Origin of the sequence: Nocardia sichangensis, assembly GCF_047200615.1 — a bacterium.
Lineage (GTDB): Bacteria > Actinomycetota > Actinomycetes > Mycobacteriales > Mycobacteriaceae > Nocardia > Nocardia sichangensis.
Genome location: NZ_JBJZOK010000001.1, coordinates 39502 through 65613, shown reverse-complemented (window position 1 = coordinate 65613; position 26112 = coordinate 39502). Strand labels below are relative to the sequence as shown.

General features: G+C 68.3%; 29 protein-coding genes. 15 read left to right on the top strand and 14 right to left on the bottom strand.

Annotation, left to right across the window (positions count from 1 at the left end; all coding sequences use genetic code 11):
* The first annotated feature begins 39 nt into the window (after positions 1–39).
* Positions 40–888, top strand: coding sequence for an alpha/beta hydrolase (locus ACL03I_RS00365; RefSeq protein ID WP_412804849.1), 849 nt, complete (start codon positions 40–42; stop codon positions 886–888).
* Positions 889–972: 84 nt separating this feature from the next.
* Here ACL03I_RS00365 and ACL03I_RS00360 read toward each other — a convergent pair whose 3' ends face one another.
* From ACL03I_RS00360 to ACL03I_RS00350, 3 genes are all read right to left on the bottom strand, one after another.
* A complete protein-coding gene (locus ACL03I_RS00360) occupies positions 973–1371 on the bottom strand; it encodes a hypothetical protein (RefSeq protein WP_412804848.1) in 399 nt (132 codons plus the stop codon).
* Positions 1372–1475: 104 nt separating this feature from the next.
* Positions 1476–1685: a DUF397 domain-containing protein gene (locus ACL03I_RS00355; RefSeq protein ID WP_397279632.1), complete on the bottom strand. Its 210-nt coding sequence runs from the start codon at positions 1683–1685 to the stop codon at positions 1476–1478.
* Positions 1682–2515, bottom strand: a complete 834-nt coding sequence (locus tag ACL03I_RS00350; protein WP_412804847.1) for a helix-turn-helix domain-containing protein — start codon at positions 2513–2515, stop codon at positions 1682–1684. The genes ACL03I_RS00355 and ACL03I_RS00350 overlap by 4 nt, the downstream gene beginning before the upstream one ends.
* A gap of 255 nt (positions 2516–2770) precedes the next feature.
* Between ACL03I_RS00350 and ACL03I_RS00345 the strand changes: the two genes are divergently transcribed.
* From ACL03I_RS00345 to ACL03I_RS00310, 8 genes are all read left to right on the top strand, one after another.
* Positions 2771–3160 carry a hypothetical protein gene (locus ACL03I_RS00345; RefSeq protein ID WP_412804846.1) on the top strand — a complete coding sequence of 130 codons (390 nt, stop codon included), beginning with the start codon at positions 2771–2773 and terminating at the stop codon, positions 3158–3160.
* Positions 3160–3531, top strand: coding sequence for a hypothetical protein (locus ACL03I_RS00340; protein ID WP_355071835.1), 372 nt, complete (start codon positions 3160–3162; stop codon positions 3529–3531). Before ACL03I_RS00345 ends, ACL03I_RS00340 begins: the two co-directional genes overlap by 1 nt.
* 206 nt (positions 3532–3737) lie before the next feature.
* Positions 3738–3869: a hypothetical protein gene (locus ACL03I_RS00335; protein ID WP_355071836.1), complete on the top strand. Its 132-nt coding sequence runs from the start codon at positions 3738–3740 to the stop codon at positions 3867–3869.
* A gap of 515 nt (positions 3870–4384) precedes the next feature.
* Complete coding sequence (gene aceA / locus ACL03I_RS00330) at positions 4385–5674, top strand: isocitrate lyase (RefSeq protein ID WP_355071838.1); 1290 nt, start codon at positions 4385–4387, stop codon at positions 5672–5674.
* Positions 5675–5896: 222 nt separating this feature from the next.
* Positions 5897–6769, top strand: coding sequence for a 3-hydroxybutyryl-CoA dehydrogenase (locus ACL03I_RS00325; RefSeq protein ID WP_355071840.1), 873 nt, complete (start codon positions 5897–5899; stop codon positions 6767–6769).
* A 286-nt stretch (positions 6770–7055) separates the two neighbouring features.
* Complete coding sequence (gene metE, locus ACL03I_RS00320; protein ID WP_355071842.1) at positions 7056–9362, top strand: 5-methyltetrahydropteroyltriglutamate--homocysteine S-methyltransferase; 2307 nt, start codon at positions 7056–7058, stop codon at positions 9360–9362.
* A 106-nt stretch (positions 9363–9468) separates the two neighbouring features.
* On the top strand, positions 9469–9891 hold the full coding sequence (locus tag ACL03I_RS00315; RefSeq protein WP_364424389.1) for a VOC family protein: 423 nt from the start codon (positions 9469–9471) through the stop codon (positions 9889–9891).
* On the top strand, positions 9891–10457 hold the full coding sequence (locus tag ACL03I_RS00310; RefSeq protein WP_355071845.1) for a TetR/AcrR family transcriptional regulator: 567 nt from the start codon (positions 9891–9893) through the stop codon (positions 10455–10457). The genes ACL03I_RS00315 and ACL03I_RS00310 overlap by 1 nt, the downstream gene beginning before the upstream one ends.
* Here the strand turns inward: ACL03I_RS00310 and ACL03I_RS00305 are convergent.
* Positions 10447–11772, bottom strand: a complete 1326-nt coding sequence (locus tag ACL03I_RS00305; protein ID WP_364424386.1) for a tetratricopeptide repeat protein — start codon at positions 11770–11772, stop codon at positions 10447–10449. The genes ACL03I_RS00310 and ACL03I_RS00305 overlap by 11 nt on opposite strands.
* A gap of 112 nt (positions 11773–11884) precedes the next feature.
* Positions 11885–12451, bottom strand: a complete 567-nt coding sequence (locus ACL03I_RS00300) for a TetR/AcrR family transcriptional regulator (RefSeq protein ID WP_412804845.1) — start codon at positions 12449–12451, stop codon at positions 11885–11887.
* 120 nt (positions 12452–12571) lie between these two features.
* Between ACL03I_RS00300 and ACL03I_RS00295 the strand changes: the two genes are divergently transcribed.
* The gene (locus tag ACL03I_RS00295) at positions 12572–13864 is read left to right on the top strand and encodes a phthiocerol/phthiodiolone dimycocerosyl transferase family protein (protein ID WP_412804844.1); all 1293 of its coding nucleotides are present in this window, start codon (positions 12572–12574) and stop codon (positions 13862–13864) included.
* A 120-nt stretch (positions 13865–13984) separates the two neighbouring features.
* On the opposite strand, the gene ACL03I_RS00290 is transcribed toward ACL03I_RS00295, so the two are convergent.
* Both ACL03I_RS00290 and ACL03I_RS00285 read right to left on the bottom strand, forming a co-directional pair.
* Positions 13985–15181, bottom strand: a complete 1197-nt coding sequence (locus ACL03I_RS00290) for an AI-2E family transporter (RefSeq protein WP_412804843.1) — start codon at positions 15179–15181, stop codon at positions 13985–13987.
* Between the two features lie 72 nt (positions 15182–15253).
* Positions 15254–16306: an NAD(P)-dependent alcohol dehydrogenase gene (locus tag ACL03I_RS00285; RefSeq protein WP_364424378.1), complete on the bottom strand. Its 1053-nt coding sequence runs from the start codon at positions 16304–16306 to the stop codon at positions 15254–15256.
* A gap of 158 nt (positions 16307–16464) precedes the next feature.
* Here ACL03I_RS00285 and ACL03I_RS00280 point away from each other — a divergent pair, with 158 nt between their 5' ends.
* Positions 16465–17589 carry a S1C family serine protease gene (locus ACL03I_RS00280; RefSeq protein ID WP_412804842.1) on the top strand — a complete coding sequence of 375 codons (1125 nt, stop codon included), beginning with the start codon at positions 16465–16467 and terminating at the stop codon, positions 17587–17589.
* Between the two features lie 6 nt (positions 17590–17595).
* On the opposite strand, the gene ACL03I_RS00275 is transcribed toward ACL03I_RS00280, so the two are convergent.
* Entirely contained in the window at positions 17596–18162 is a 567-nt protein-coding gene (locus ACL03I_RS00275) for a vitamin K epoxide reductase family protein (protein ID WP_355071856.1), read from the bottom strand.
* Positions 18159–18938 carry a DsbA family protein gene (locus tag ACL03I_RS00270; protein WP_355071857.1) on the bottom strand — a complete coding sequence of 260 codons (780 nt, stop codon included), beginning with the start codon at positions 18936–18938 and terminating at the stop codon, positions 18159–18161. The genes ACL03I_RS00275 and ACL03I_RS00270 overlap by 4 nt, the downstream gene beginning before the upstream one ends.
* A 194-nt stretch (positions 18939–19132) precedes the next feature.
* On the opposite strand from ACL03I_RS00270, the gene ACL03I_RS00265 reads away from it, so the two are divergent.
* The gene (locus ACL03I_RS00265; RefSeq protein WP_355071858.1) at positions 19133–19996 is read left to right on the top strand and encodes an LLM class flavin-dependent oxidoreductase; all 864 of its coding nucleotides are present in this window, start codon (positions 19133–19135) and stop codon (positions 19994–19996) included.
* Between the two features lie 2 nt (positions 19997–19998).
* On the opposite strand, the gene ACL03I_RS00260 is transcribed toward ACL03I_RS00265, so the two are convergent.
* Genes ACL03I_RS00260 through ACL03I_RS00245 form a run of 4 tightly spaced genes read right to left on the bottom strand, consistent with a single transcriptional unit; the run spans position 19999 to position 22700 of the window.
* Positions 19999–20847, bottom strand: coding sequence for a polyphosphate kinase 2 family protein (locus ACL03I_RS00260; protein ID WP_355071859.1), 849 nt, complete (start codon positions 20845–20847; stop codon positions 19999–20001).
* A gap of 34 nt (positions 20848–20881) precedes the next feature.
* The gene (locus ACL03I_RS00255) at positions 20882–21607 is read right to left on the bottom strand and encodes an ESX secretion-associated protein EspG (RefSeq protein ID WP_355071861.1); all 726 of its coding nucleotides are present in this window, start codon (positions 21605–21607) and stop codon (positions 20882–20884) included.
* A complete protein-coding gene (locus ACL03I_RS00250) occupies positions 21604–22266 on the bottom strand; it encodes a hypothetical protein (protein ID WP_412804841.1) in 663 nt (220 codons plus the stop codon). The genes ACL03I_RS00255 and ACL03I_RS00250 overlap by 4 nt, the downstream gene beginning before the upstream one ends.
* Before the next feature lie 41 nt (positions 22267–22307).
* Positions 22308–22700: a hypothetical protein gene (locus ACL03I_RS00245; RefSeq protein WP_355071864.1), complete on the bottom strand. Its 393-nt coding sequence runs from the start codon at positions 22698–22700 to the stop codon at positions 22308–22310.
* 177 nt (positions 22701–22877) lie between these two features.
* Between ACL03I_RS00245 and ACL03I_RS00240 the strand changes: the two genes are divergently transcribed.
* A complete protein-coding gene (locus ACL03I_RS00240) occupies positions 22878–23624 on the top strand; it encodes a GntR family transcriptional regulator (protein ID WP_355071865.1) in 747 nt (248 codons plus the stop codon).
* Positions 23625–23685: 61 nt separating this feature from the next.
* On the top strand, positions 23686–23877 hold the full coding sequence (locus ACL03I_RS00235) for a hypothetical protein (protein WP_356962625.1): 192 nt from the start codon (positions 23686–23688) through the stop codon (positions 23875–23877).
* 141 nt (positions 23878–24018) lie between these two features.
* Here the strand turns inward: ACL03I_RS00235 and ACL03I_RS00230 are convergent, their stop codons facing one another.
* A complete protein-coding gene (locus tag ACL03I_RS00230) occupies positions 24019–24909 on the bottom strand; it encodes an SDR family oxidoreductase (protein ID WP_412804840.1) in 891 nt (296 codons plus the stop codon).
* Between the two features lie 318 nt (positions 24910–25227).
* Between ACL03I_RS00230 and ACL03I_RS00225 the strand changes: the two genes are divergently transcribed.
* Positions 25228–25998, top strand: coding sequence for a hypothetical protein (locus ACL03I_RS00225; protein ID WP_412804839.1), 771 nt, complete (start codon positions 25228–25230; stop codon positions 25996–25998).
* The last annotated feature ends 114 nt before the right edge of the window (positions 25999–26112 follow it).

The window sequence follows — 26112 nt, the reverse complement described above, 5'->3', positions numbered from 1 at the left end:
GACTTGATGTATCTGAATTGATGGATTAGCCTTGTCCGCATGAACACGATTGCCACCGGCACTCTCGAAGTCCCCGGAGCCGACCTCTACTACGAAGTTCGCGGCAGCGGCCCGATGCTTCTGATCTCGCAGAGCGGCGAGGGGGACGCGCGGCGCAGCGAAGATCTGGTCGGTCATCTGGAGCGGCGTTTCACCGTCGTCACTTACGACCGGCGCGGACTGTCCCGCAGCGTCCTTCGCGATCCGGGCGCTCCCGCCTCGGTTGCGATGCACGCCGACGATGTCAGCCGCCTGCTCTCGACGTTGACCGACGAGCCCGTGGCAATGCTCGGTTGCAGCATGGGCGCGGCCATCGGACTGCATCTGGCGGTCGAGCACCCGGACCGGCTGCACACTCTCGTCGCGCACGAGCCCGTCACGCCGTGGCTGCTCGCCGCCGCCGACCGCGCCGCCCAGATGGGCGAACTCGAACACTGCGAGCAGGTGTTCGCCGAGCTCGGCTGGCAGGCGGCGCTCGCTCCGATGGTGCGGACGCTGGGGATCGATCCGAAGAGCCAGGATCGCGAACCCGACGTGACCGCACCGCCGCTCGGCCCCGAGCGCGCCGCGAATTTCGAATATTTCCTCGGGCACGACTTCGCCGCGATCCGCGCCGACCACCTCGACGTCGCGGCCTTGCGCCACTCGCCGGTGCGCGTCGTCCCGGCCTGCGGGCACACCACCCCACAGCACGTCTTCGACTACAAGGCCGCCCACGAGTTGGCGGCACTGCGCGGCGTGCCGGTGATGGAATTTCCCGGCGGCCACAACGGGAATCTGACGCATCCGGCCGGATGGGCCGCGCGGGTCGGCGAAATCTTGTCAGACCACACGGCATTGGCGGGATAGAGCCTGGTCCGGCTCGCTACGTCATTGCCGCAGACGGACTGATCCTGCGCCCAGGCTGGGGAGAATGCCCGTGCGCATGCCCGCTCAGCGGCCCAGCCTGCCGTACGGCACGAGATAGCCGGGATCCGTTCGGCTTCGCCAACCGCGCTCGGTCGGTTCCAGCGCCCGGCCGCTGGCAGTGGGGTCCTTCGGCCACGGCTCGCGTATGTGAATCTGAATGTCGTCCTGAAGGATTCGCACCAACTCCATCGCGAAGCCCTCTGCCGTGCCGCTGCCCGACTTGGTGGGGTCGAGCGCCGCGGAGGTGCCTGCGTCCGGCACTCCAATGCTCACCCAAGCTTTCGGTACCGGGCGACCGGACTGCTCGCCGAATCTCCGCCAGTCCTCGGTGTACTCGGCGCTGATCTGTGCCGAGAACCCCACGGATTCTTCGATATCAGCGGCCAGCAGCCGGGCACCTCGGACTGCTTCGTCTACGTCCATGACCTCATCGTGCGAGTTCTACGGAGTTCTCGCGACGCACAGCGGCCCGTACCCGAGAATGCATATTGAAGTACGGGCCGCGTCTTGGCGAGCAGGAAGCGTGCTCACTCTGAGAAATCGAACCCGCCATCGGTGATGGTTGCCGTGAAGGCGTCCCAATCGGAGGGCGTGAAGATCAACGCTGGGCCGGTGGAGTTCTTGGAGTCACGGACACCGACCATGCCCCCGGTGAGATGTGCGACCTCGACGCAGTCTTTGCCAGTGCCGCTGCGACTGCTTTTGAACCACTTCGCCGTCGATAGGTCGGCACTCACGCTCCGTACTCCTCTGCAATTGCCACCAGCAGCGCCCGGGACTCGTCCTCGCTCAGTGCCGCGCTCTCGACACTTGACCGCGCGGTCTGGTACTGCTCGATCTCGTCGGGTTTGTCCAGGTACAGGGCCCCAGTGTAGCCCTCGACGTAGACCACGGGCGGCTCGGTCAACGACGGGTTCGGGTGTTCGGGAAACTCCAGCAAGACAAAGGAACCTGCTTCCAATCCGAGGTAGGAACCGGCGTTCAGTGGAACGATTCGGATGGATACGTTCGGCAAGCGGCTCAGCTCCGCCAAATGACTGGACTGGGCTGCCATGACCGCAGTGCCGCCGATCTGGTGGCGCAACGTCGCCTCGCTCAGTCTCACGTCGAGGCTGAATCGGTCGGGTGGTTCCTGAAGGCGCGCTTGTCGTTTGGTGAGCAACTCTATGTGCCGCTCGATCGCGTCATCGGTCAACGCTGGGATGAAGGCTTTGGCGACGGCACGTCGGTAGTCGGCTGTCTGCACCAAACCTGGCAGCAACGTCAATTGAAACGACGTGACATGGCAGGCCGCCTGTTCGAGCACGACGAACAGGTCTGTGTTGGCAAACATCGCGTCGCTGTAGGACTGCCACCAGCCGGTCTTACGTGCCTCTTCCGCCAGCCAGAGCAGCGCCTGCCGGTCGTCGTCAATCGCGTCGTACACATCGCACAGTGCTCGGATCACCATCTTCTTGACCATGGCGACTTGGCCGTTCTCCAAGCGCCACAACGTTTGTGAACTCATCTCCGACAGCTTCGCCGCCTTGTCCCTGGTGAGTCCGGCGTGCTCGCGCAACTCGAGCAAGCGTCGAGCCAGCAGTCTGCGCGGAAGAGTCGTCGTCTGGGCTGCCATGCGAACCCCCACCTTTCGTTAGCAGTGCTACGTGATCATTCCAGTTGATCTGGAGTGAATCCATCCGATGCCAATCATATTGTTATTACTCCATTTTCGAGCCTGATGGTGCTGTACTCGGTGTGCGGCAGGCGGCTGGGATGAGCGAGGTAGCCACGCCGGTGCCGCAAATCAGACGAATCGCTTCGAAGATATTGGGGGTATCCGATGAATACGCAGCTTGTGAATGTCGGGTCGGCTCTCCGCTCGACCGTGAGCGGGGAAGTGCCGAAGGCCATCGGGCTCGTTCGCAACGACGTGTCCGGCTCGGACGCACTACGGCATGCCGATGCAGTGCAGCGGCATGCTCTCGCACTCGGCTACCGATACGTCTACACGGTTCGTCCACCGGTCGATGTCGATGATCCGATCGGGTACGTGCTCGCGATCGCGGGCGGGCTAGAGATCGAGGTGATCGTTGTTTTCGATCTCGAGCATGTGGACAACCGGCCCGCGTTGGTCTGTGACGCGGGGTTCGATCTGGAAACTGTTTGCCCGCAGTGCACTTGGGCGCGGTCCGCGCAGGCTGGGCCGAGGGTCGGAGCAGGGGCGGCGTGATGAATCGACACGTGATCGTCGTTCCGCCGCGCGCCTGCGCATCCGCTGATCTCGAGGTGGCGCACCAGCAGATGCGGCGTCATCGTGCCTGCCGGATCGAGCAGTGCGCCTGGAAGTGGGTCGCCTACTGCACGTTGGTGCAGAGCGGCCGGATGGTGCCGCAGCAGTTCAGCCCGCGAGAGCGGGCTCATCGTCGCGGTATCGCCTTCCCCATCGACCACAGCGAGCGTGGACCGGCGCTCGAGGGGACGCCGGACGTGGTGACCTTTCAACAGGTGCTCGACGGGCTCGCGCGGCCGGCGCTGTCTACACCGGACGCAGACAACAGCTGCGCCGTGGAAGGCGAGCGGCCGTGGGCGTGTGGCACATAGTGCAGAGCGTTCTCGCCGTGGTCGGGGGTGGCGCGTTCGCCGCGGTCGGGATCGCGTGTGTCTGGCCGATCGCCCGGCCGCGCCGTCCCGGCCCCGCGCGCGGGGCCACCCGAGCCCGTTGTTCGTTGCGGTCGGTGACCTGGCCAGAGGCGTGGACGTGTAACCGGCCGGGGCGAACATTCACGCTCGCGGACGCTCATCGCGCGATGCAGTTGCATCGTGAACACGACTGTCCCCGCAAGCGCGCCGCCTTCGCGGCATTGGTCGCGGCCGGGCGGATGACGCCGGACTCCGCGCGACGACACCGGCTATGGGGATGGTCCGAGGAATCCGACTGACGGCTTTTGGGGGCGCATGGTGGGGTGCCGAAGCGGGCATGGTCGGGTGCCGAAGCGCGCATGGCGGGCAGCTGTGGAGCGCGCATGGCGGGCGGAGAGACACGCTCCGGGTTCGGAACCGAGGAAGCCGGGCGATCGGAGCCGGTGATCGACGCGTGGCGTAGGCCACAGTGGTCCTGTGAAGGTCCTCACAGTTGGGAATGGCGGAGCCGGGATAAGGGGGCCGCTCGCCGATCGCTAACAGTACGAGCGTTACGCTAAAATCCCACGTCAGAGCTACCGGCCGGTAGATTGCACTACTGCAATTCGAGGGCAAATTTTGCAGACTTAGCAAAGAGGGGCGAAAACCTAGCTCAGATTCACACTAACAACAGGTAGACGCCTATTTCTTCATGTGCCATCGTGTGGAAGTACACCCCAAGGGCCTAGCAAGCCTGCAAATTGCCGCTCCAGCAGTACGAGCTGTTTCGTAGCTCGACCGGGCGGCAGCACCGAACGAGGAAGTGGAGTCACAGATGTCGACCACCGGCACCCCGAGGACCACCGCGGAAATCCAGAAGGATTGGGACACCAACCCGCGCTGGAAGGGCGTCACCCGTAACTACACCGCGGAGCAGGTGTCGAAGCTCCAGGGCACGGTCGTCGAGGAGGCCACCCTCGCCCGCCGCGGCTCGGAGATCCTGTGGGATCTCGTCAACAACGAGGACTACATCAACTCCCTCGGCGCTCTCACCGGCAACCAGGCGGTCCAGCAGGTCCGCGCCGGCCTGAAGGCCATCTACCTGTCGGGTTGGCAGGTCGCCGGTGACGCGAACCTGTCCGGCCACACCTACCCCGACCAGTCGCTGTACCCGGCCAACTCGGTTCCGTCCGTGGTCCGCCGCATCAACAACGCGCTGCTGCGCGCCGACGAGATCGCCAAGGTCGAGGGCGACACCTCGGTTCAGAACTGGCTGGCCCCGATCGTCGCCGACGCCGAGGCCGGCTTCGGTGGCGCGCTGAACGCCTACGAGCTGCAGAAGGCCATGATCGCCGCCGGCGCCGCCGGTGTGCACTGGGAGGACCAGCTGGCCTCCGAGAAGAAGTGCGGCCACCTGGGCGGCAAGGTGCTGATCCCCACCCAGCAGCACATCCGCACCCTGACCTCCGCGCGTCTGGCCGCCGACGTCGCCGACGTGCCGTCGGTGATCATCGCCCGCACCGACGCCGAGGCCGCCACCCTGATCACCTCGGACGTGGACGAGCGCGACCGTGAGTTCCTGGACGGCACCCGCACCCCCGAGGGCTTCTTCGGTGTGAAGAACGGCATCGAGCCCTGCATCGCGCGTGCCAAGGCCTACGCCCCCTACGCCGACCTCATCTGGATGGAGACCGGCGTGCCGGACCTCGAGGTCGCGCGCAAGTTCGCCGAGGCCGTCCGTGGCGAGTTCCCGGACCAGCTGCTGGCCTACAACTGCTCGCCGTCCTTCAACTGGAAGGCGCACCTGGACGACGCGACCATCGCGAAGTTCCAGCGTGAGCTCGGCGCGATGGGCTTCAAGTTCCAGTTCATCACCCTGGCCGGCTTCCACTCGCTCAACTACGGCATGTTCGACCTGGCCTACGGCTACGCCCGCGAGGGCATGACCGCCTTCGTCGACCTGCAGGAGCGCGAGTTCAAGGCCGCCGCCGAGCGTGGCTTCACGGCCATCAAGCACCAGCGTGAGGTCGGCGCGGGTTACTTCGACACCATCGCCACCACCGTGGACCCGAACACCTCCACCGCGGCGCTCAAGGGCTCCACCGAAGAGGGCCAGTTCCACTGAGCCGTTCGAAAAATACAACTGGTGCTCGCCAAGGGAAGTGAGGTTCCCGACGTGAAAACCGACAATCCTCTACTCCGGTAGGGGTGTACTGCCCTCCCCGCTGAACAGCCCCGGCGGGGAGGGCATCCCTATACCTTGGACCATCGAAGGGCGCGCTCACACCGGAGCGACACCTTCGCAGACCAGCCACCCCAGAGCCAGACAACCCAGCAGGAGCGGGACGTGAGCAGCGAAAAGATCCAACGCGTCGGTGTCATCGGCGCCGGCCAGATGGGCGCCGGAATCGCGGAGGTGTGTGCCAGGGCGCACGTCGACGTACTGGTGTACGAGCAGACCCGGGAACTGGCCGCGGCGGGCCGCGCGCGCATCCTGCGGTCCCTCGATCGCGGCGTGAGCAGCGGCAAGATCACCGAGCGCGAACGCGAGCAGGCCGCCTGGCGGCTGCGGTTCACCTCCGACCTCGGCGACTTCGCCGACCGTCAGCTGGCGGTCGAGGCGGTGCTCGAGGACGAGAAGGTGAAGACGAGCATCTTCGCCGAGCTCGACAAGGTCGTCACCGACCCTTCGGCCGTGCTGGCCTCCAACACCTCCTCCATCCCGATCATGAAGATCGCGGTCGCCACGGCGAACCCCGAGCGCGTGGTCGGCATGCACTTCTTCAACCCCGTCCCGGTGCTGCCGCTGGTCGAGCTGGTCACCACGCTCAAGACCAGTGAGTCGGTCTCCGCGCGGGCCGAGGCGTTCGCGGGCGACGTGCTCGGCAAGCAGGTCGTGCGCTCGGCCGACCGCTCCGGTTTCGTTGTCAACGCGCTGCTGGTGCCGTACCTGCTGTCGGCGATCCGGATGGTCGAGTCCGGCTTCGCCACCAAGGAGGACGTCGACAAGGCGATGGTGCTCGGCTGCGCCCACCCGATGGGCCCGCTGGCGCTGACCGACCTGGTCGGCCTGGACACCGTGAAGTCCATCGCCGACTCGATGTACGGCGAGTTCAAGGAGCCGCTGTACTCGGCACCGCCGCTGCTGATGCGCATGGTCGAGGCGGGACTGCTCGGCAAGAAGACCGGCGCGGGTTTCTACCAATACAACAATCGCTAGATCTCTGAAGTCTCGCGTCCGAGTGTCCGTTGCCCGCGCCCGTGGCGAAGGCGCAACGGACACTCGGACGTGAGACGGGCCGCGACCGGTAGGAAACGGCACCGGCGAACCTCGACGCGGAGTCGACCAGAAATCGGTGTCGCCGGGCCGTTGACGGCAATCGGCATAAGCTGCACAACAGCCGGGCCATGGTGACGGCTCGGCTGGGTATCCGGAGCGCAGCGCCGGGTCGATCCGTCGATCCCGGCAAGGGCCGCGCAGGTGATCGAAAGAAGGTATCCCGCTCATGGTGAACGTGACCGACGGCTACGGGTCGAGCATCCTCGGCTATCCCAGGATCGGGCCGCACCGCGAACTCAAGCGGGCCCTGGAGGCCTACTGGCACGGTTCGCTCGACCGAGAGAAGTTGCTCGCGGTCGGCCGTGAGATCCAGGAGACCCAGTTCAACGAGCTGGCCGCTACCGGACTGACCCAGGTGCCGGGCAATACCTTCTCGTTCTACGATCACGTGCTCGACAACGCGCTGTTGTTCGGCGCGGTGCCCAAGCGGTTCGAGCCGTATCGCGAGGGCCTGCATCCGCTGGACTTCTACTTTCTGATGGCGCGCGGCCGTCCGGACCTGCCGCCGCTCGAGCTGGTCCGGTTCCTGGGTACGAACTACCACTACCGCCAGCCGGAAATGGACGCCGACACCGAGTTCTCGCTGCACCCCGAGGCGCTGCTCGACGAATTCGACCGCGCGAAGGCGGTCGACATCGAACTGCGGCCGGTGGTCCTCGGACCGGTGTCGCTGCTGCTGCTGTCCAAGGCCGGGCACATCCCCGGCGAGTCGGGCGGATTCGACACGCTGAGCCTGCTGGACAAGCTGCTGCCGGTCTACGAGGAACTGTTCGAGATCCTCGCCAAGCGCGGCGCCACCTGTGTGCAGCTGGACGAGCCCGCGTTCACCAGCGAGCGCACGCCCGCGGAACTGGCCGCGTTCGAATCGGCCTATCACCGGTTGGGCAGGGCCCCGCTGCGTCCGCGCATCCTGGTCACCGGACAGTACGGCGATTTCGGTGAGGCGCTGGCCATTCTCGCGAGCACGAACATCGAGGCGATCGGCCTCGACCTCGCCAGTCACCGGATGCGCCCGGAGGATCTGGCCGAGGTGCCCGGCATCCGCCGCAAGCGCTTGTACGCGGGCGTGATCAGCGGCCGCAACGTGTGGCGCGCCGACCGCTACGTCACGCTGGAATACCTGAACGAACTGGCGCAGGTGTGTCCGGACCTGGTCGTCTCGACCGGGACCACGCTGCTGCACGTGCCCTACGACCTGCTGGTCGAATACGACATCGAGGGGCATGTCGCCGATCGGCTCGCGTTCGCGAAACAGAAGGTGGGCGAGGTGGTCTCGCTCGCCAAGGCGCTCACCGAAGGCCCGTCGGACAAGTGGCGCAAGCGGCCGACCGAGGTGCACTTCAAGCAGAAGCACGCGGTGCGGCAACGGGTCTACGCGATCACCTCGGACATGCGCTCGCGGGAGCCCTACGAGGTGCGCCGGGAAGCCCAGCAGCGCAAGCTGAACCTGCCTCCGGTGCCCGCGACCACGCTCGGCTCCTTTCCGCAGACCGCCCGGATTCGCCAGGCGCGCTACGAGCTCGGCGAGGGCAGGTTGTCCTACGAGGAGTACCGCAAGCGGATCGAAGCCGAGATCGAGGCGACGATCCGGTTGCAGGAGGACATCGGCCTGGACGTGCTGGTGCACGGCGAGCACGAGCGCAACGACATGATCCAGTATTTCGCCGAGCTGCTCGACGGTTTCGCGACCACCCGCTTCGGCTGGGTGCAGGTGTACGGATCGCGCTGTGTGCGGCCGCCGATCATCTACGGCGACGTGTCGCGCCCGGCGCCGATGTCGGTGGAGTGGATCACCTACGCGCAGTCGCTCACCGACCGGCCGGTCAAGGGCATGGTGACCGGGCCGGTCACCATGATCGCCCGCTCGTTCGTCCGGCAGGACCAGCCGCTGCACGAGACCGCCGACCAGGTGGCGCTGGCCATCCGCGACGAAGTGGTGGACCTGGAGAAGGCGGGCATCGCGATCATCCAGGTCGACGAGCCCGCGATCCGGGAGATGCTGCCGCTGCGCCCGGAGGGGCGCGCCGAGTACCTGCGCTGGGCGATCGGCGCGTTTCGTCTGGCCACCTCGGGGGTGCAGGCGGAAACGCAGATCCACACGCACATCGGGTATTCCGGCCGCGCCGAGGTGGTCGAGGCGATCGAAGAACTCGACGCCGACGTCACCGCCATCGTCGCGACGCGCTCGATCGAATGGGTGCTGCGTGCGTTGAAGGAGGACTGCGGCTCGGGGCACGGGCTCAGCCACGGCGTCGGCCCCGGCGTGTACGAGAGCCGGTCCGCCCGTATCCCGGACATCGACGAGCTGGACGAATTGCTCACGGCGGCAGCCGAAGCGGTGACGCCGCAGCGGTTGTGGGCGAATCCGGACGGCGGCCTGAAGACCAGGCACTACTGGCAGCTCGAGCCGTCGCTGCGCAACTTGGTCGCGGCGGCGCGCCGCATCCGCAGACGGGTGGAGTCCGCCGAGTGAGCTGAGGCAGAACGCGCCGAGGGCCGTCTTCGTTCGATCGAACGGGGGCGGCCCTCGGTGTTTTCCGAGACATATTTCAGTACAGTTCGTACTGTATCGTTGAACTATGGACACCGACAACGGCTGGCCGGAGTCACTGCGCGTCGCGCAGGTCAGGATCGCCCGCCCGACCGACCGGCTCGAGGAAGTGGTGCGGTTCTACGTCGACGGGCTCGGCCTGCGCGAGCTCTACCGATTCCGCGACCACGCGGGCTACGACGGCGTGATGCTCGGATTGCCCGGGGCCGGATACCACCTGGAATTCACCACGCATGTGGACGGCAGCCCCGGCGATGCGCCGAGCCGGGAGAACCTGTTGGTGCTCTACTTCACAAGCGAGTCGCACATGTACGACGTGGCGCAGCGGCTCGGTGAGTTCGGCGTCGAGCCGGTGCCCGCCGAGAATCCGTTCTGGGCGGCCAACGGCGGCTTGACCTTTCCCGATCCGGACGGTTGGCGCGTCGTGCTGATGCCGCGACCGGTCTTCTGATGGCGGGACGAACCCGCGACGACCGCATCGACGCCGCGGTGCTCGCCGCCGCGCGGGAACTGCTCGACGAGGTGGGATACGCGGACCTGTCCATCGGGCAGGTCGCGGCCCGTGCGGGTCTGCACCGTCCCGCGATCTACCGCAGATGGCCGTCGAAGCGGCACCTGGTGGTCGACGTCGTCGCCGAAATGCTCGGCTTGCGACCGACCCCGGACACCGGCGACCTGCGCGCCGACCTGAACCGCGCCATGCGGGATCTGGTCGCGGCACTGCGTGATACGTCGCTGCACCGGGTGTTGCCCGCGCTGGTCGCGGACCTGGCGGGTGACGAGCGGTTGCGCGCCCACTTCCTGGCCACGGTCTTCGAACCGCGGCGGCGGACCACGGCGACGGCGTTGCGCTCGGCCATCGCGCGCGGCGAAGTGGACCCGGGCATCGATCCGGATTTCGTGCTGGACGCGGTCGCCGCGCCGATCTATTACCGGGCGTTGTTCGGACACTTACCGCTGACTGATGAACTCGCCGAACAGTCGGTCACGGCAGTGCTGCGCGCGATCACTCGTTGACGGCAGGCAGCGCGCTGAGCGTCGCGAGCACCTCGGTCGCGGCATTGGCCACCGCTTCGACCTCGGCCATCGCCAGCGCGGCCGCCGTGGCGGCCCGCACGCGCGGCAGCAGTGCCAAGCAGGCCGCTGCGGCGGTACGGTCGGCCGGGGCGAGCTCGGCGTCGTCCTCGGCGGCGGATTGCCATGCCGCGGTGGCGATCACCTCGTGCAACCAGTTGAGCAGCTCCAAGCGCAGCGGTTGCGGATCGCGCAGCCAGGCGCGGACATAGGTCACGTCGGTGCGCTCGTGCAGCAGGGCGCCGAGCACGACTTCGGCGGCGGGCGCGGTGACCGAGTAGATCGAACCCTGGTGCAGCACCGCGGAGTACAGGAAGACGATGCCGCGCGCCTGGTCCTCGACAGCCGCGCTGATCAGGTCGGCGAGCATGGCGGGGGCATCGCTCGCGGATCCGTGGGCGTGCGCCAGCCCGGCCCAGTCCGTCTCGCGCAGCACGGTCGCCGCGCGTTCGTGGTAGATCGGCGCGAGCGCGGCCGCCGCCCGGACGCGAGCTTCCGCGTCCGTCGAATCGAGTGCGCGCTGGAAGGCCGCCAGCGCCACGTCCGGCTCGCCGAGTTGTTCGCTGAACACCCCGATATCGAAACTGGCCCGCGCGGCCACCGCGGGATCGTCCGAACCGGCCAGGGACCGGCTCACCTCCCTGGCCCCCGGCAGATCGCCCGCCTCGCTCAGATGCTGGACGAGATCGCCCGCGACGATGAGCGACTGATCCTCCGGCCAGCCGTCGATGACGGCGCGGTAGGCGGCCTTCACGCCGTCCAGATCGTCCTCGGAGCGCAGAAGGTAGGCCAGGTTGGACAAGGCGAGCCGGGCGATGTCGCCGGGGCCCGCGTCGATCGCGTGCTGGTAGGCCGTGCGCGCCGAATCCGAGTCCCCGCGCTTGGCGCGCGAGTAGCCGAGATTGATCCACGCCCGCGGCGCCGCGTCGGGATGGCCGGATTCGGCGGCGCGCTCGTACATCGCCTCGGCTGCCGCCGTGTCGCCGCGCTCGGCCAGCAGCAGGCCCAGGTTGTAGGCCGCGCGCGGCCCGGCGTCCTCATGGCCGGAATCGACCGCGACGTGGTAGGCGCCTTCCGCGGCCGGTTTGTCACCCGCCGCGCTCAGCAGTCCGCCCAGCTCCGCGGCGGCCAGCGGCGCCCAGTTCGGATGGCCGGAGGCGATCGCGATCTGGAACGCCTCGCGCGCGGCCGCCACGTCGTTGCGCCTGCGGTGCATCTTGCCGAGGTCGAAGGCCAGGTCCGGCGGCCGCTTCAGCATTGTTCCCATTCCAGCCTCGGCACCGAGTGGTGCGGATCCTTTTCCGAGAGTTCTACATCGGCGCGCGATTCATGGCTACCCGTGGCGTGGGATAGGCCCGGTGCGAGACGGTTCAGTCGGGGGCGATCTCGGTGGCCAACGTGCGCAATCCGGCGATCAGCTCGTCGGGCGACGGCGCGTGGTCGGGATCGACCAGCCACTGGGCCATGAGACCGCCGATCAACGCGTGCAGCACCGCGCCCACGGCGCGGTCGGCCTCCGCGCCGCGGCTCGGGCCGAACAACTGCCAGAGCTGCTGGCGCGCGTGTTCCTCCGCGGTCGCCAGCTCCGCGCGTACCTCGGGGGAGTGCAGCGCCTGCGCGAGGCCTTCGATATTCGCCGACCAGAGCGGCCGGTCCTCGGTGAACGACGCGATGAGCTTGCGCCAGAAGACTTCCAGGCGCGCCGCGGGCGTAACGAGGTCGTCCTGCGGCAATGCCTCGGCGATTCGCTGCACCGCCTCCGCGCTCGATTCGATCATCGCCTGGTTGAGCAGCTTGTCCCGGGTGCCGAAGTGATAGTTGATCGCGGCCAGGTTGCTGCCGGAGGCGGCGACTATCTCGCGCACGGTCGTGCGTGCGTAGCCGCGCTCGGCCAAGCATTGCTTGGCCGCGGCGAGCAGGTCTTCGCGGGTTCCCACTCCAGCACCTTAGCAAGGAGCCATACGTGCGTTTATAACGTACGTTTCAAACAGCCGTATGTGACAAGCGTTTTAAACGTACGTATGGTGGGGTTCGTCCGCACGAGAAGGAACGAGATGATGACCGATCACCGCCCCCTGTCCCCCTTCGAAAGCAGCTACTTCGGCTCCGACACCAGAATCGGCAGCATCCCGGTGGGTGGCATGCCGCTGTTCATCGGTTCGACCGTGCAAGGCGTCCTCGACGTGTCCGCGCTGCGCCGCGTCCTCGCCGAACTGGCGGCCGCGCACCCACTACTGCGCAGCCAGGTGATCGACGCCGAAGGCGCGAAATGCTTCCGGCGCGACGAGTCCTATCGGCCGCGCTTGACGATCACCGAGGGCGGCGAGCCGGAGTACCTGGAATTGGTGAACATTCCCCAGGACTGGACCGGCGGGTTGTTCCACGCGCATCTCCTGCGCGACGGCGACCACGATCGGATCGTGCTGGTCATCCACCACGGAATCGCCGACGGCAGATCCGCTTTCGCGCTGCTCGCCGAGCTGTGGGAGCGCTACACCGCGCAGGTGACGGGCGCGCCTGCGCCACAGGCGAATCCGGATCAACGCTTGCCCGAGGCAATGGACACCAGGCTGGCGCGGATCGTCTCCGACGAGGAGGTCGCGGGCCTGCTCGACCTGATGAGCGCGGGCGTGGCCATGATGAGCCCGGATCTCGCGCCGCGGCACCTGCCCGAGCTCGGCGACGGCGCGCACCGGCCGAACCGGTTGATCCTGGACCGGATCGAACTGGACGAGAGCGAGACCGCCGCGGTGATCGCCGCCGCCCGCCTCCACGGTGTCTCGGTGAACAGCTTGGTCACCGGAGCGGCGCTCGCCGCCTTCCGCGCGGAGCTGGAGCCGTCGGCGGGAGCGCTGCCGATGATCTGCGGTCACGCGGTCGACGTGCGCGCGGAACTCGTGCCGCGGCTGCCCGCGAGCACCGTGCTGAACTGCGTGTCGGGAGTGGGCACCTACGCGCTCGTAGAACCGGAAGCCGATCCGATCGCGCTGGCGCATACGGTGGCGTCGGGCATGCGCGCCTCGGTCGAGCGCAGAGAAGCACTGCTGGTGATGCTCGCCGCCCAGCGGGTCACCGACCCGGTGACCGCCGCGCTGTTCTCCTCGCCGAACACCTTCGCCATCTCCAATATCGGTCGCCTGCCCGCGTTCTCGACCCCACCGGGACTGCGTATCGTCCGCAACGACGTCTTCGCCATGACGGTGGGCATGCCGCCGAAGCTGACGGTGTTCACGGTCGGCGACCGGATGACCATCCAGGTGGAGTACGACACCGCACGGCACAGCCGGTCGCAGCTGGGCGCGGTGAGCCAGGCGCTGACCCGGACGTTGGCCGCCGTTCGCGCCGCCTAGCCACGCGCCGTCGCCGGTCCCTCCGATGGCCTGCCAGTGCAGATGCCACGACGCAACCGGGATGGGGCGGGTACGAACTCGACAGGCCGGCGACGCCCGCGATCGGCTCCGGTCGCGGTCTCACTGCGCGGGCGGCTCGTGACGGTCGGCCAGGCGAATGGTCAACTTCCTGGCGAACTTCCGGCGGCGCTTGGGTGAGCCGGTCCGGCGATCGATGTCGGCCTCTACGTCGGCCGGGACGTCATAGCGGCGGATGTAGGCGCCGGAGAACGCCTGCACCGTCGCGGTGACCGGAATGGCGAGCAACGCGCCCGTGGCGCCGAGCAGCGCCGCGCCCGCCAGCACCGCGCCGAAGGCCACGGCGGGGTGCATGTCCAGGGTGGTCGCGGTGATGCGCGGTTGCAGCACGTAGTTCTCGAACTGCTGGTAGAGCACGATGAAGCCGAGGATCCACAGCGCCGTGCTCGGCCCGTGCACCAGACCGACGATCACCGGAAGCGCACCGGCGAGATACGTGCCGACCGTGGGGATGAACTGCGAGACCACACCGACCCACAGCGCGAGGGCGAACGCCGACGGCACGTCCAGCAGCCGCAGCATGACGTAGTGCGCGAGTGTCGAAGCGAGCGCGAGCAGTGCGCGCGAGTAGATGTAGCCGCCGGTCTTGTCCACCGCGATGTCCCAGGCGCGCAACACATGCCGCTGGCGGCGCGGCGGCAGGAGCGAGCAGACGGCGGTGCGGATCCGGGGGCCGTCGGCGGCGAAGTAGTACGTGAACAGCAGGATGCCGAGGATCTGGAAGAGCGCGCCGATCGCGGCCGTGCCGATGCCCCAGACGTTGCCCGCCAATCCGGTGAGGTAGCCCTCCAGGGTCGAGCTCCAGTCGGTGGCGTACTTCTGGATGTCCGTACTGGACAGGTCCTTGTGGAAGGTGTGATTGATCCAGTCCACGCCGCGGTCGGCGTATTCGGGGGCGTGCTGCACCAACGTGGTGACCTGCTCGACCAGCAGCGCTCCGAGCGTCCAGAAGAAGCCGACGACGAGTGCGGTCAGGACGAGGAACACCAATCCGGTCGCCGGACCACGCCGCATGCCGCGCCGCGCCAGCCAGTTCACCGCCGGTTCGATCGCGAAGGCGAGAAACAGCGAGACGAGCAGAATCGTCAGCAGACTCCGCAGTCGCTCGAGCACCCAGAAGGCCGCCAGCAACCCGGTGACCGTCGCCGCGGCGAGCAGGAACGCGCGCGGCAGCCACGGCGGCATGCCGCTTGCGGCGATGGCCGGTCGTGGCGTCTCGTCTTCGTCCTCCGCAGGCACAAGGCCAAGGTACCCACGCGACGACCGGTTCGCGCACGACACCGCGCGGCCGCACCGGTGGAGCGAGCGGGCTCACATGGTGGAGACGTCGATGACGAACCGGTAGCGCACGTCGCTGGCCACCACCCGGTCGTAGGCGCCGTCGATCTCGTCGGCGGCGATCAGCTCGATCTCGGCGCCGATGCCGTGCTCGGCGCAGAAGTTCAGCATCTCCTGGGTCTGCGCGATGCCGCCGATCATCGAGCCCGCCAGGGAGCGGCGGTACCCGGCGAGGTTGAGCGCCTTGACGCTCAGGGGCTTCTCGGGCAGGCCGAGGACCACCAGGGTGCCGTCCAGGTTCAACAGGCGCAGATAGTCGTCCATGGGCAGGTTCGCCGACACCGTGTTGAGGATCAGGTCGAACCGGCCGCGCAACTCGCGGAAGGTCTGTTTGTCGCTGGTCGCGTAGTAGTTGGTGGCGCCGAAGAGCTTGCCGTCGTCCTGTTTGCTCAGCGAGTGGCTCAGCACCGTGACCTCGGCGCCCATCGCGGCCGCGAGTTTGACCCCGACGTGGCCGAGTCCGCCCATGCCGATGATCGCGACCTTCTTGGCCGGCCCAGCGCCCCAGTGCCGCAGCGGCGAGTACAGCGTGACGCCCGCGCACAGCAGTGGCGCCGCGACGTCCAGGCCGATCCCTTCGGGGATGGCGACCACGAAGTTCTCGGTCACCACGATCTGCGTGGCGTACCCGCCGAGGGTGTGGCCGCCGGGCTCCACCGCCGGATCGACCGGGGTGTTGTAGGTCATGGTCGCGCCCGCGGTGCAGTACTGCTCCTCGTCGGCGAGACAGGGCGCGCAGACCCCACAGGAATCGACCATGCAGCCGACGCCGACGCGGTCGCCGACCCGGTGCTTGGTGACCGCGGATCCGACCGCGGCGACCACGCCCGCGATCTCGTGGCCCGGCACGCAGGGGTAGCGGGTTCTGCCCCACTCGTTGCGGGCGGTGTGGATGTCGGAGTGGCAGATGCCCGCGAACTTGATGTCGATCAGCACGTCGCGTGGACCCAGGTCCCTGCGGTGGATCGTGACCTTCTCGAACGAGCCATCGGCGGTGGACAGGGCATAGGCGGCGGCAGTACTCATGAGGACATGCCTACCGTCGCATGGGTGCGGTTGCCAACTGTGACACGGAAAAGGCACGCTCACGAGCTATTTTTCCGTCGGGCTGCACGGTTCGATGATCTTCGGCGGCGCGCACCGGCGACAATGGATTCGGGAGGTTCGGCCGAGGCGGGAGAGCCATGGACGAAAAACGGCAGCAGTGGATCGGGGCGCGTCGCGCGCCCGGTGGTGGCCGGGTGTTCGTGCTGGTCGTCACCCTCATGCTCATGGTCGCCGCGTTCCTCGGGTATCGCGGCGATCTCCCGGACCGCGACCGGCCCGGCCCCGCCGGGACGGCGGCCTCGGTCGCGTTCGTCCCGCCCGAGCCGCTCGACGCGGGACTCGTCACCGCGGCGGTGCGCCCGGCGCTGGTCAACATCAACGCCTCTGCCGAGCGATCCGGGCCAGGTGCCGCGGGCTCCGGCATCGTCCTCACCGCCGACGGCGAGGTGCTCACCAGCCACCACGTGGTCAAGGGCGCGGACACCGTGACCGTCACCGACGTGGGCAACGGCAAGGTCTACGACGCGGCGGTGCTCGGCTACGACGCCGACGCCGACATCGCCCTGCTGGACTTGGCCGCGGCCAACGCGCTGCCGACCGCGACCATCGGCAGTTCGACCGGATTGCGGCTGCGTGAGGAGCTCTTGGCGATCGGCAACGCGGGCGGGACCGGCGGCACGCCCACCGCGGTGCACGGCCCGCTCACCGACCTGGACAGCGCGATCGTGGCGATCAACGCCGCCGATCTGTCGCGCAAGGCGCTCAACGGGATGCTCGAGGTCGCGGCGGCGGTCACGCCGGGACAGTCCGGCGGAGCCCTGGTCGATCACAAGGCGTCCGTCGTCGGCGTCATCGCGGCGGCGTCGGGCGACGGGGCGCGCACGGCCGACCACCCGGCCAACGGCTATGCGGTGCCGATCGATGCCGCGATGCGAGTGGTCCAGCAGATTCGCTCCGGCACCCCGACCGACACCGTGCACATCGGCCCAACGGCCACGCTCGGCGTGCTCGTCTCCAACGCGCTTCCGGCCGGTACCGGAGCGCGTGTGGACATGGCGATCTACGGCATGCCCGCCTATACCGCCGGTCTGGCCGCCGGGGACGTGATCACCTCGCTCGACGACCACACCGTCAGCAACGCGCAGTCGCTGCGCATCGCGCTGAACAGGCGCAAGCCCAACGAGACCGTCCGATTGGGCGTCACCGGCGCGGGCGGCGCGCGCACGGTGCCGGTGGCGCTGATCGCGGGGCCGCCGAACTGATCCGGATCAGACCAGCGACAGCCAGTAGTCCTGGAAGCGCAGGAACACCAGCAGCAGCACGACCGCGTAGAACAGCGCGACGATCGTCCAGCGCCACTCGGCGAGCACCCCCAGCGGACCGCGCGAGCGCCCCCACAGCTGATCGGTGCACACCGCGAGCAGCGGCGTGATGATCGCCCACACCACCATGCAGTACGGGCACAGCGCGTTGATCCGGTACAGGCTCTGGAAGATCAGCCAGCAGATGAAGCCGACCCCGAGCAGGGTGCCCAGCCACAGCCCGCCCCAGACCCAGCGCGGGAAGCCGACCCCGGCTACCGACAGCACGCCGAGCGTGACGACGACCGTGAACCCGACGATGCCGATCAGCGGGTTCGGGAACCCGAAAACCGCGGCCTGATCGGTCACCATCACCGACCCGCAGGACAGGATCGGGTTGATGCTGCACGACGGCGTGTAGCCGGGATCGGTGAACAGCTTGAACCGTTCCACGGTCAGCGCCACGGCGGCCAGCCAGCCGGCCAGCCCACCGATCAACAGGACCCACGCGGCCCGGGGCCCCGCGGTGATCACTGGCCCGCGGCGGCGCTGATCACGGGTGCGAGACCGCCTGCGCCGAAGACCTGCTGGCTGGACTCGACCTTCTTGCCGTTGACGAACACCGACGGGGTCGACTGGATACCGCTGTCCAGCACTTCCTTGGTGCGGGCCTGGACGTACTTGTCGTACTTGTGGTCGGTGATGCACTGGGCGATCGCGTCGTCGGTGTAACCGGCGCTCTTGGCGATCTGGACCAGCTGATCGTCGGTCAGGCCCGCGCCGCCCTCCGGGGGCTGCTGGGCGAACATCGTCTTCAGCCAGGCCTGGTACTTCGACGGGTCGGCCTCCGCGACGCAGTAGGCGGCGTTGGCCGCGCGCGAGGAGTAGCGCGTGGTGGACGCCTTGTCCAGGAAGGCGATGATGTTGTACTCGACCACCGCGGTGCCGTTGGCCACCGCGTCCTCGAGCACCTGTCCATTGGCCGCCTCGAAGGCCTTGCACGCGGGGCACTGGAGGTCGGCGACGACCCGCACGGTGACCTTCGCGTCCGGCTTGCCGACGCGGACGGCGCCGTTGTCGGTGATCGAGGCGGGTACGGGGCCCGCATTCGCGGTGCCGGTGGCGGCGATGGACGGAGCGGGGCCGGGATCGTCCTTGTGCGCCTTCTTCACCGCGATGCCGATGCCGATCGCCGCGATCAGCGCGACGAGCACGGCGGCGACGCCCACCTGGATCAAGATCTTGCGGTTGCGGTCGGCGCGTTCCGCCGCCAGCAGCGGGTTCGACTTCCCACCCTGGTTCTTGCTCACCGTGCGCTCACCACGCCTTTCGCTCGCCGGACGGTTTCTGCCGCCACGATCGTAGATCCGCCGACCATCTCCCCGCGTGATCGGCCCACAGCCGCCATCATCGTCGGCCTACCTGAGAGATTCCGTAAAACAGGGCGTAGCGGCGCTTCGGAAGGCGCCGATACCGGCCGGGGGCAGGCGGTATGAATGGTGGGATGACTGTTCTCGGTGTTGTGTTCCGCCCGCAAAATCCCCCCGAACTGCTCCGCGAGGCGACCCGCGTGGCCGAGACGACGGGGCTGGAGGAATTGTGGCTGTGGGAGGACTGCTTTCTGGAAAGCGGGATCGCCACCGCCGCAGCCGCGCTGGCCTGGACCGAACGGCTGCGCGTCGGCATCGGGCTGTTGCCCGTACCGTTGCGCAACGTCGCGCTCACCGCCATGGAAGCGGCGACGCTGCATCGGCTGTTCCCCGACAGGCTGATCCTCGGTGTCGGGCACGGCGTCCAGAGCTGGATGGGGCAAGTCGGCGCACGGGTGGAGTCGCCGGTGACCCTGCTCGGCGAGCACCTGTCCGCGCTGCGCGCGCTACTGGCCGGTGAGCGGGTCACCACCTCGGGGCGCTACGTGCACCTCGACGCCGTCGCGCTGGACTGGCCGCCCGCTCGAGCGCCGAAGGTCTACGCGGGCGCGCGCGGCCCACGGTCGATCCGGCTGTCCGGCGAGCACGCCGACGGCACCCTGCTCGATTCCGTCACCGACGCCGACGGCGTACGCGCCGCCCGCACGCTGATCGATGCGGGTCGCGCCGCCGCGGGCCGCACCGACCGGCACGAGGTGATCGCGAATCTACTCGCGGTGACCGGTCCGGACGCCGAGGCTCGCCTGGCCGCCGAACGGACGCCGGAGCACGCGCCCGGCGCGGGCGTCGCCGGTGACGCGCACGCGGTCGCCGGAGCCGTCACGCGGCTGGCCGAGGCGGGCGCCGACACGGTCGTCCTGCAGACCACCGCCGACGACACCGACCCGGCCGCGTTCATCCGCTTCGTGGCGGAGGAGGTCAGGCCGCTGGTCCGCTGACGTTATGCCCGCGCCAGCCGCCGCTTCTGCTGTTCGACGTCGAAGGTCGCCGGGGGCCAGTCGAGGTCGAGCCGCTCGAGGGCCGCGATCAGCAACTCGGTGACGGCGAGGCGGGAGAACCACTTGCGGTCGGCGGGCACGACATGCCAGGGCGCGTACTCGGTGGACGTGCGGTCCAGCACCGCCTGGTACGCGTCCTGGTAAGCGGGCCAGAACGCGCGCTCGTCGATGTCGGACGGGTTGAACTTCCAGAATTTGTCCGTGCGTTCCAGCCGCTCGGCCAGACGCCGCTTCTGTTCGTCGAGCGAGACGAACATGGCCACCTTCACCAGCGAGGTGCCCTCGTCCACCAATTCCTGCTCGAACGCGTTGATCTCGTCGTAGCGCGGCTCCCACACCGTCGGCGGCACCAGATTGTGTACCCGCACCACGAGCACGTCCTCGTAATGCGAGCGATCGAACACACCGAGCTGACCCGCGCGCGGCAGTGCCTTCCGGATGCGCCACAGATAGTGATGGCGGCTCTCCTCCGGCGTCGGCACCCCGAACGCGGCGTGGTCCACGCCCTGCGGATCGACCGATCCGATGACGTGCCGGACGATGCCGCCCTTGCCCGCTGTGTCCATGCCTTGCAGGATCAGCAGCACGTTGCGCCGGTCGCCGCCGGCCCGGCCGTTGGCGTACAGCTTCTCCTGCAGATCCGACAGCACCTGGGCGCGTTCGGCGAGCAAGGGCACGCCCGCCTTCTTGCCGCCGGTGAACCCCGGCGTCCCGGAGGTGTCCAGCTCGGCTACGCGCAAGCCATCGGCTCGCATGGCCTCGGTGGGCGGCACCGTCCACAATTTCGGCATGGCTCCAACCTAACCGCGTGGCGGTTCGGCCACGTCACACTTGCGCGAGCCGCAGTAACTGGGTGGCGAATTCCTCGTCCGCCACCGGGGTGAGGATGAGATCGTGCGCGGTGGTGAGCAAGTAGCGACCGTCGCCGGTGAAGTCCAGCCAGGTGCGATGGCGGGTGGGCGGGGACATCGGGTTCTCCGGCTCCACCGTGACGGTGATGAAGCCACGCCCGTCCACCGGCTTACGCAGGGTTTGGCGGAACTTCGCCGCGCCGCGATGACCGTTGGTGACGAACGGCTCGGTGCGATCCGGATTCAGCACCGCGTCCTGCGGCTCCCGCATCGGGGCGAGCTTGCCCGGTCGCGCCGAGCCGATGATCTGCACCAAGCGTTCGCCCACGGCACGGGCGTGGCACATCTGTACGGTCACCCGGTCCGGTGTGGCGACCAGGATGCCCGCGTGGTTGTGCACCACCGCGGCGAACGCGAGGATCCGTTCGGTCTCGGACCCGCTGCCGTTGCGCGAGAGCGCCGAACGCTCGCCCGAGACGGTGATGGTGGTCGCGTCGTTGCGCGCGCAGAGCACCAGCGCGGCGGCGAGATCAGGATCGGCTTGGCGGGCGAAGCGCTGCGGCAGATGGAGGGCGTGGTACTCCGACTCGGTCCGCGCGGTGGCCGAAGGGACCATGTTGACCGGGTAGGGCCTACGGTCCAGGCTCGTTTCGTTCGTCCAGACATGCGTGAACTCGTCCGGGGTGAGCACCCATTTCACCGTGCGCCGCCTCCGCGCGCGGAATCCGGATCGCCGGGTGCGTTGTCGGCCGCCGAACCTTCCTGCGGCCGGGGGAATCGGGGAACGCGGTCGCCGGTGGCGGGCATCGTCGGGGTGTAGACGTAAGTCATCGTGTCCCGGACATCCGCTTCGATGTCTGCCGCCGCACTATCGTGTTCCATCCTACGTTTTCCACCGTAAACCGCTTCTGCGGCCGGGTCCGCCAGCGGCCGATACCGCTGCGGCGGCGCGATCGCGCCCCGGACCGTCTGCGCGGCATCGCTATTCAACTCCATCAGCCGAGCGACCGCCCGGCACACGTCGTGCGTATCCCCGCCCGCGCGGACGAACTGCCTGGTCGCGCTCACCGCGGCGTCGGCTGCCCGGCCCGACCAGCGCGCGAATTCCCGGTTGGTGGCATCGGAGAAGGCTTGGAACGCTTCGGCCACCGCGGTCGCGTTGGCCTGCCATGCCGCGGCGATCCGGCCCAATGCCGCTGGATCGAGCGCTTCGTGCACCAGCTCCCAGATCTGCTGGTGGGTGTAGGCGCCGAACAGTTCCCGATCCGGCGCGTAGGCGGGATCGGTTGCGTCGTCGGTGAATCCGGCCAGTTCCCGCCGGATGCCGTCGGCGGCGGCGCGTGCCGTGGAGTCTGCCATCCGTCGTCCCCCTCAGTCGGTCCCGGCGCGCGGGTGCGCGCTCAACGGGGCTCCAGATAGTCGGCGACCAGCCGCAGTGCGGCCTGATTCGCCGCCTCGGCGTCGGCCAGCCGATTGGCCGCGGCGAGATACGCGGCCTTGAACAGCAGCGCCGTTTCCTGGAACGCGGCCAGGGTGTCCAGGTATTGCCTTCCCTTGGCGGAGAACCCGCGGGTGAGGCCGTGCCCGGTCGGCAGATCGGGGAAGCCGGTCACCTCGGTGACGAGGTGTTCGCCCGCCATCGCGCGGCCCAGATCGTCGACCAGTTGGTCGCACGCGGCGGCGAGATTCTCCGCGACCGCCGTGTCCAGCTCGAACCTTTCGCTCCCGCCCGCGCCGATGGCCGCCGCGTACAGCTCGCGCGCCGTCCCCTGTCCGGTATCGGGTACCGCCACGTGGAAGCCCCCTTCCGCTCGGTCCTGTTCGTACCGCGCTGTACTGGATTCGCACTTTACCGGGCGGTTCAGCGCGGCGGACCGCCTCGGTACGGGCTTGTGTGAAGGCCTCTGCGCCCGTCTCCGCCGTTGTTACACTGACCAGCGGTCCGAGGGGCGGTGCGGGGAAGGCGACCGGTGGCCGGAATCGATGGCGTAGTCCCGAAGTATCTGCAGATCTCGGGGCATCTGCGGGATCTGATCGAGCGCGGGGAGTTGGCTCCCGGCGCCGAGGTGCCGTCCGAGCGCGAACTCGCCGTCCGCTGGAAGGTCGCCCGGCCCACCGCCGCCAAGGCGCTGAACACGCTGCGGCAGCAGGGATTCGTCACGTCACGTCGTGGGTCGGGCACCTACGTGGCCGAACGCTCGGCGCTGATGCGCGAGAGCGCGCCCCGATACGGACCGTCCGCGTCCCAGCCCGATTCGGTGACCGTGCTGGGAGCTGAAATGGTGGAAGGACCGCAGGAGGTCACCGAATCGCTCGGTCTCCCAACGGCGAGTCCGGTGATCAGTGTGAAGCTGTTGTACGAGAACGGCTCCGGGGCAGTTCGGCTGGTCGCATGCTGGTATCCCGGTGAATTCGCCGCGGCCGCCACGCTGGTGCACGGGACGGTGCCCGTGCCGGGCGGAGTCGTGCGGTATCTGGAGGCCGTGATCGGCCGCGCCGCCGCAGTCGTGCGTGAGAGCGTCGGCGCCCGGCTGGCCACGGATGACGAACGCCGCCGTCTCGCGCTCCCGCATCCGGCGGCGGTGCTGGTCGTGCACCGCATCGGTCTGGACGTCCGAGGCGTCGCGCTGGAGTACCGCCAGAGCGTCCACCCGCCCGGCCGCCCGATCATGGAGCACGAGTATCCGGCCAGGTCAGCGACCGATTTCCGCCGTTGACACCCCTGTGCCGCAACTGGCATAGTCCACTTGTCGGAAGTATCGAAGGGTGGGAGGGGCGATGTCCGATCAGTTGACCGTCGGCGGCTGGGTGGTCGTGGGGGAGCAGTGCTCGGTCCGCTTGGCCCCGGTACCGCGCGACGACTTCCTGGCCTTCGTGTTCGAAAGCAGCGGAACCGAATTCGAATTGGCCTTGGCGCCCGCGATCCTGCACCGCATGGTCGATCTCGGGACCGCCCCGTCCGCGCCGTGACATCGGCGAGCCACCACCGCGGCGGATCGCCTTACGCGCACCGTGGTCGCGGCGGTTCCTGCCGACGCCTGCGGAACAAGCTGATCTCGAGGCCGAAAAGTCAGTGCGGGTGCGTGCTTCGGCTATCTCCGCGGTTGTGTTCTACGCGTCGATGAAAAGGTCGTTGGCGAGCGCGCCGGAGCCCGGTACGACTCGGTAGTGGTCCAGGTCGGTGCGGCCATGGGAAGCGAGGACATCCTCGTCGAGGAGGAGCCGGCCGGTGTAGGTCGCGGCGGGGCTGGTCACGATCAGCAAAGCGGCGTCCGCGCAGATGAACGGGTTGCGGGACGCGGCGACGGCTTCCGCGCCGCCGAGCAGATTGCGAACCGCGGCGGTGTCGATCTTCGTGCGCGGCCACAGGGAGTTCACGGCGATGCCGTAGGGCAGGAACTCGTGTGCCAGACCGACGGTGGCGATGCTGACACCGTATTTGGAGACGGTGTAGGCCACGCCGTTGCCCACGTGCTCGGGGTTCATGTTGAGCGGCGGAGAGAGGGTGAGGATATGTGGATTCCGCCCGGCCGTCGCCGAGGCGCGCAGATGCGGCAGCGCCAGCTTGGACAGCAGGAACGGCGCGCGGAGATTGACGGCTTGCATGTGGTCGTAGCGCTGCATGCCGATCTGCTCGGCGCCGGTGAGATCGACCGAACCCGCGTTGTTGACCAGGATGTCGATGCCGCCGAAGCGCTCGGCGATCCGATCGACCGCCTCCGCCATCGCCTTGTCGTCGCGGACATCCGCCACCAGCGGCAGTACCGCGCCACCCGCGGCCTCCGCCTCCGCGGCGGCCGTGTGGATGGTGCCGGGCAGCTTGGGGTGCGGCTCCTGGGTGCGGGCGATCATCGCGACGTTCGCCCCCTCCGACGCGAACCTGATCGCGATCGCCAGGCCGATGCCACGGCTCGCCCCGGTGACAACGGCGGTCCTTCCCGCGAGCAGATCCCCGGTGGCCTCTCCTCGGGTGGACGCGGGCGTGGGTAGGGGACTGTTCATGGCGGGGTCCTCTGGCTGGAATACGCGATCTTGTGGAGTGAGGCTAGCTGGCATCCGCCGGGAGCGTGACAGATCCGTTGTCCCCGAGCTGTTTACAGCGGCTTGCGGGCGGTTGCTCGCCGTGCCCGATGGGACGATCGAAGACGGTGCGTTCATACGCGGCAGTGGTTGAAAATGCAATTGGATTTTCTCGGCGATCCGGGGAACCGAGAGCAGTCGGGATGCGTCCAATAACAGTGACGACCTTTTGAACGATGCACAGGCGGGCCTGGGGGTGAGGGGATCGGTGCGATGTCGGACGCTAACAACGGAGGTGCGATGGCGACCCGGACGGTGCCGCAGCCTCCGTTCCCGCCGGGGTTGCTGGCCGATCTGCATGCCGGCAATGTGACGGCCGCGCAGCGCGAGCAGTTGTGGCCGATCGTCTCGCGTGATCCGCAGGCGGTGCGGTATCTGCGCGGGCTGGATGAGATCAGCGCGGAATTGGGTGCACTGAGCCGGGAGGAACGCGTCATCCACTCCATGCCCGAGGACGTCACCGCCCGGCTGACCGAATTCATCGAAGCGCTCCGATCACCCCAGGACACCACGGTCCACGCGATCGCGCGCGGGCGGACGGGCGAGGCCCGGCTCGATATCGGATATTCCCAACGCGGCGCGGCTCCTTCGGTCGCTGTCGACGAGCATCGCCGCGCCAGGGCGCGCTGGTTCGCCGCGGCAGCCGCGGCGATCGTCGCCCTTGCCGCAGCCGGCTCGGCCATCTCGACGATGGACGGCCGTGACTGCCCAGCCCCCACCGCGCGACCCGCCATCGGAAATGACGAAGTCACCGCCACCATGGCCTTCGGCGCGCTGGGCCGCCACACCGTCAGCGGCTCCCTCGCCGACCCCGAAGCGCTGCAACGCTGTGTCCACGCGAACGGGCTCGACCGCACCGTCCTCGGCTCGGCCGACATCGCGTTCCAGGGCGGCGACGCGGTGCTCATCCTGCTCAATGGCCCGCACCCGCCCGCCGTCACCGCATTGGTCGTCGGAACCGGCTGCGATACCGGTGACCCGCAGCGCCGGGTATTGCAGGACATCGGCTGACCGCGCGCGGCGGGTCACGTTCCACCGCGCACGGCCGCGCGCACGCCTGCGCGCGATAGGCTATGACAGTCGTCATGAACATGGGAGGAGAAAGGTGGCCGAAACGCCGCAGGC

Excerpts from the sequence above, each read along its gene's own strand:
- ACL03I_RS00365 (WP_412804849.1), top strand. The coding sequence starts at position 40 with ATGAACACGATTGCCACCGGCACTCTCGAAGTCCCCGGAGCCGACCTC.
- ACL03I_RS00360 (WP_412804848.1), bottom strand. The coding sequence starts at position 1,371 with ATGGACGTAGACGAAGCAGTCCGAGGTGCCCGGCTGCTGGCCGCTGAT.
- ACL03I_RS00345 (WP_412804846.1), top strand. The coding sequence starts at position 2,771 with ATGAATACGCAGCTTGTGAATGTCGGGTCGGCTCTCCGCTCGACCGTG.
- ACL03I_RS00340 (WP_355071835.1), top strand. The coding sequence starts at position 3,160 with ATGAATCGACACGTGATCGTCGTTCCGCCGCGCGCCTGCGCATCCGCT.
- ACL03I_RS00335 (WP_355071836.1), top strand. The coding sequence starts at position 3,738 with ATGCAGTTGCATCGTGAACACGACTGTCCCCGCAAGCGCGCCGCCTTC.
- aceA (WP_355071838.1), top strand. The coding sequence starts at position 4,385 with ATGTCGACCACCGGCACCCCGAGGACCACCGCGGAAATCCAGAAGGAT.
- metE (WP_355071842.1), top strand. The coding sequence starts at position 7,056 with ATGGTGAACGTGACCGACGGCTACGGGTCGAGCATCCTCGGCTATCCC.
- ACL03I_RS00315 (WP_364424389.1), top strand. The coding sequence starts at position 9,469 with ATGGACACCGACAACGGCTGGCCGGAGTCACTGCGCGTCGCGCAGGTC.
- ACL03I_RS00310 (WP_355071845.1), top strand. The coding sequence starts at position 9,891 with ATGGCGGGACGAACCCGCGACGACCGCATCGACGCCGCGGTGCTCGCC.
- ACL03I_RS00305 (WP_364424386.1), bottom strand. The coding sequence starts at position 11,772 with ATGCTGAAGCGGCCGCCGGACCTGGCCTTCGACCTCGGCAAGATGCAC.
- ACL03I_RS00295 (WP_412804844.1), top strand. The coding sequence starts at position 12,572 with ATGACCGATCACCGCCCCCTGTCCCCCTTCGAAAGCAGCTACTTCGGC.
- ACL03I_RS00285 (WP_364424378.1), bottom strand. The coding sequence starts at position 16,306 with ATGAGTACTGCCGCCGCCTATGCCCTGTCCACCGCCGATGGCTCGTTC.
- ACL03I_RS00280 (WP_412804842.1), top strand. The coding sequence starts at position 16,465 with ATGGACGAAAAACGGCAGCAGTGGATCGGGGCGCGTCGCGCGCCCGGT.
- ACL03I_RS00265 (WP_355071858.1), top strand. The coding sequence starts at position 19,133 with ATGACTGTTCTCGGTGTTGTGTTCCGCCCGCAAAATCCCCCCGAACTG.
- ACL03I_RS00260 (WP_355071859.1), bottom strand. The coding sequence starts at position 20,847 with ATGCCGAAATTGTGGACGGTGCCGCCCACCGAGGCCATGCGAGCCGAT.
- ACL03I_RS00250 (WP_412804841.1), bottom strand. The coding sequence starts at position 22,266 with ATGGCAGACTCCACGGCACGCGCCGCCGCCGACGGCATCCGGCGGGAA.
- ACL03I_RS00235 (WP_356962625.1), top strand. The coding sequence starts at position 23,686 with ATGTCCGATCAGTTGACCGTCGGCGGCTGGGTGGTCGTGGGGGAGCAG.
- ACL03I_RS00230 (WP_412804840.1), bottom strand. The coding sequence starts at position 24,909 with ATGAACAGTCCCCTACCCACGCCCGCGTCCACCCGAGGAGAGGCCACC.
- ACL03I_RS00225 (WP_412804839.1), top strand. The coding sequence starts at position 25,228 with ATGGCGACCCGGACGGTGCCGCAGCCTCCGTTCCCGCCGGGGTTGCTG.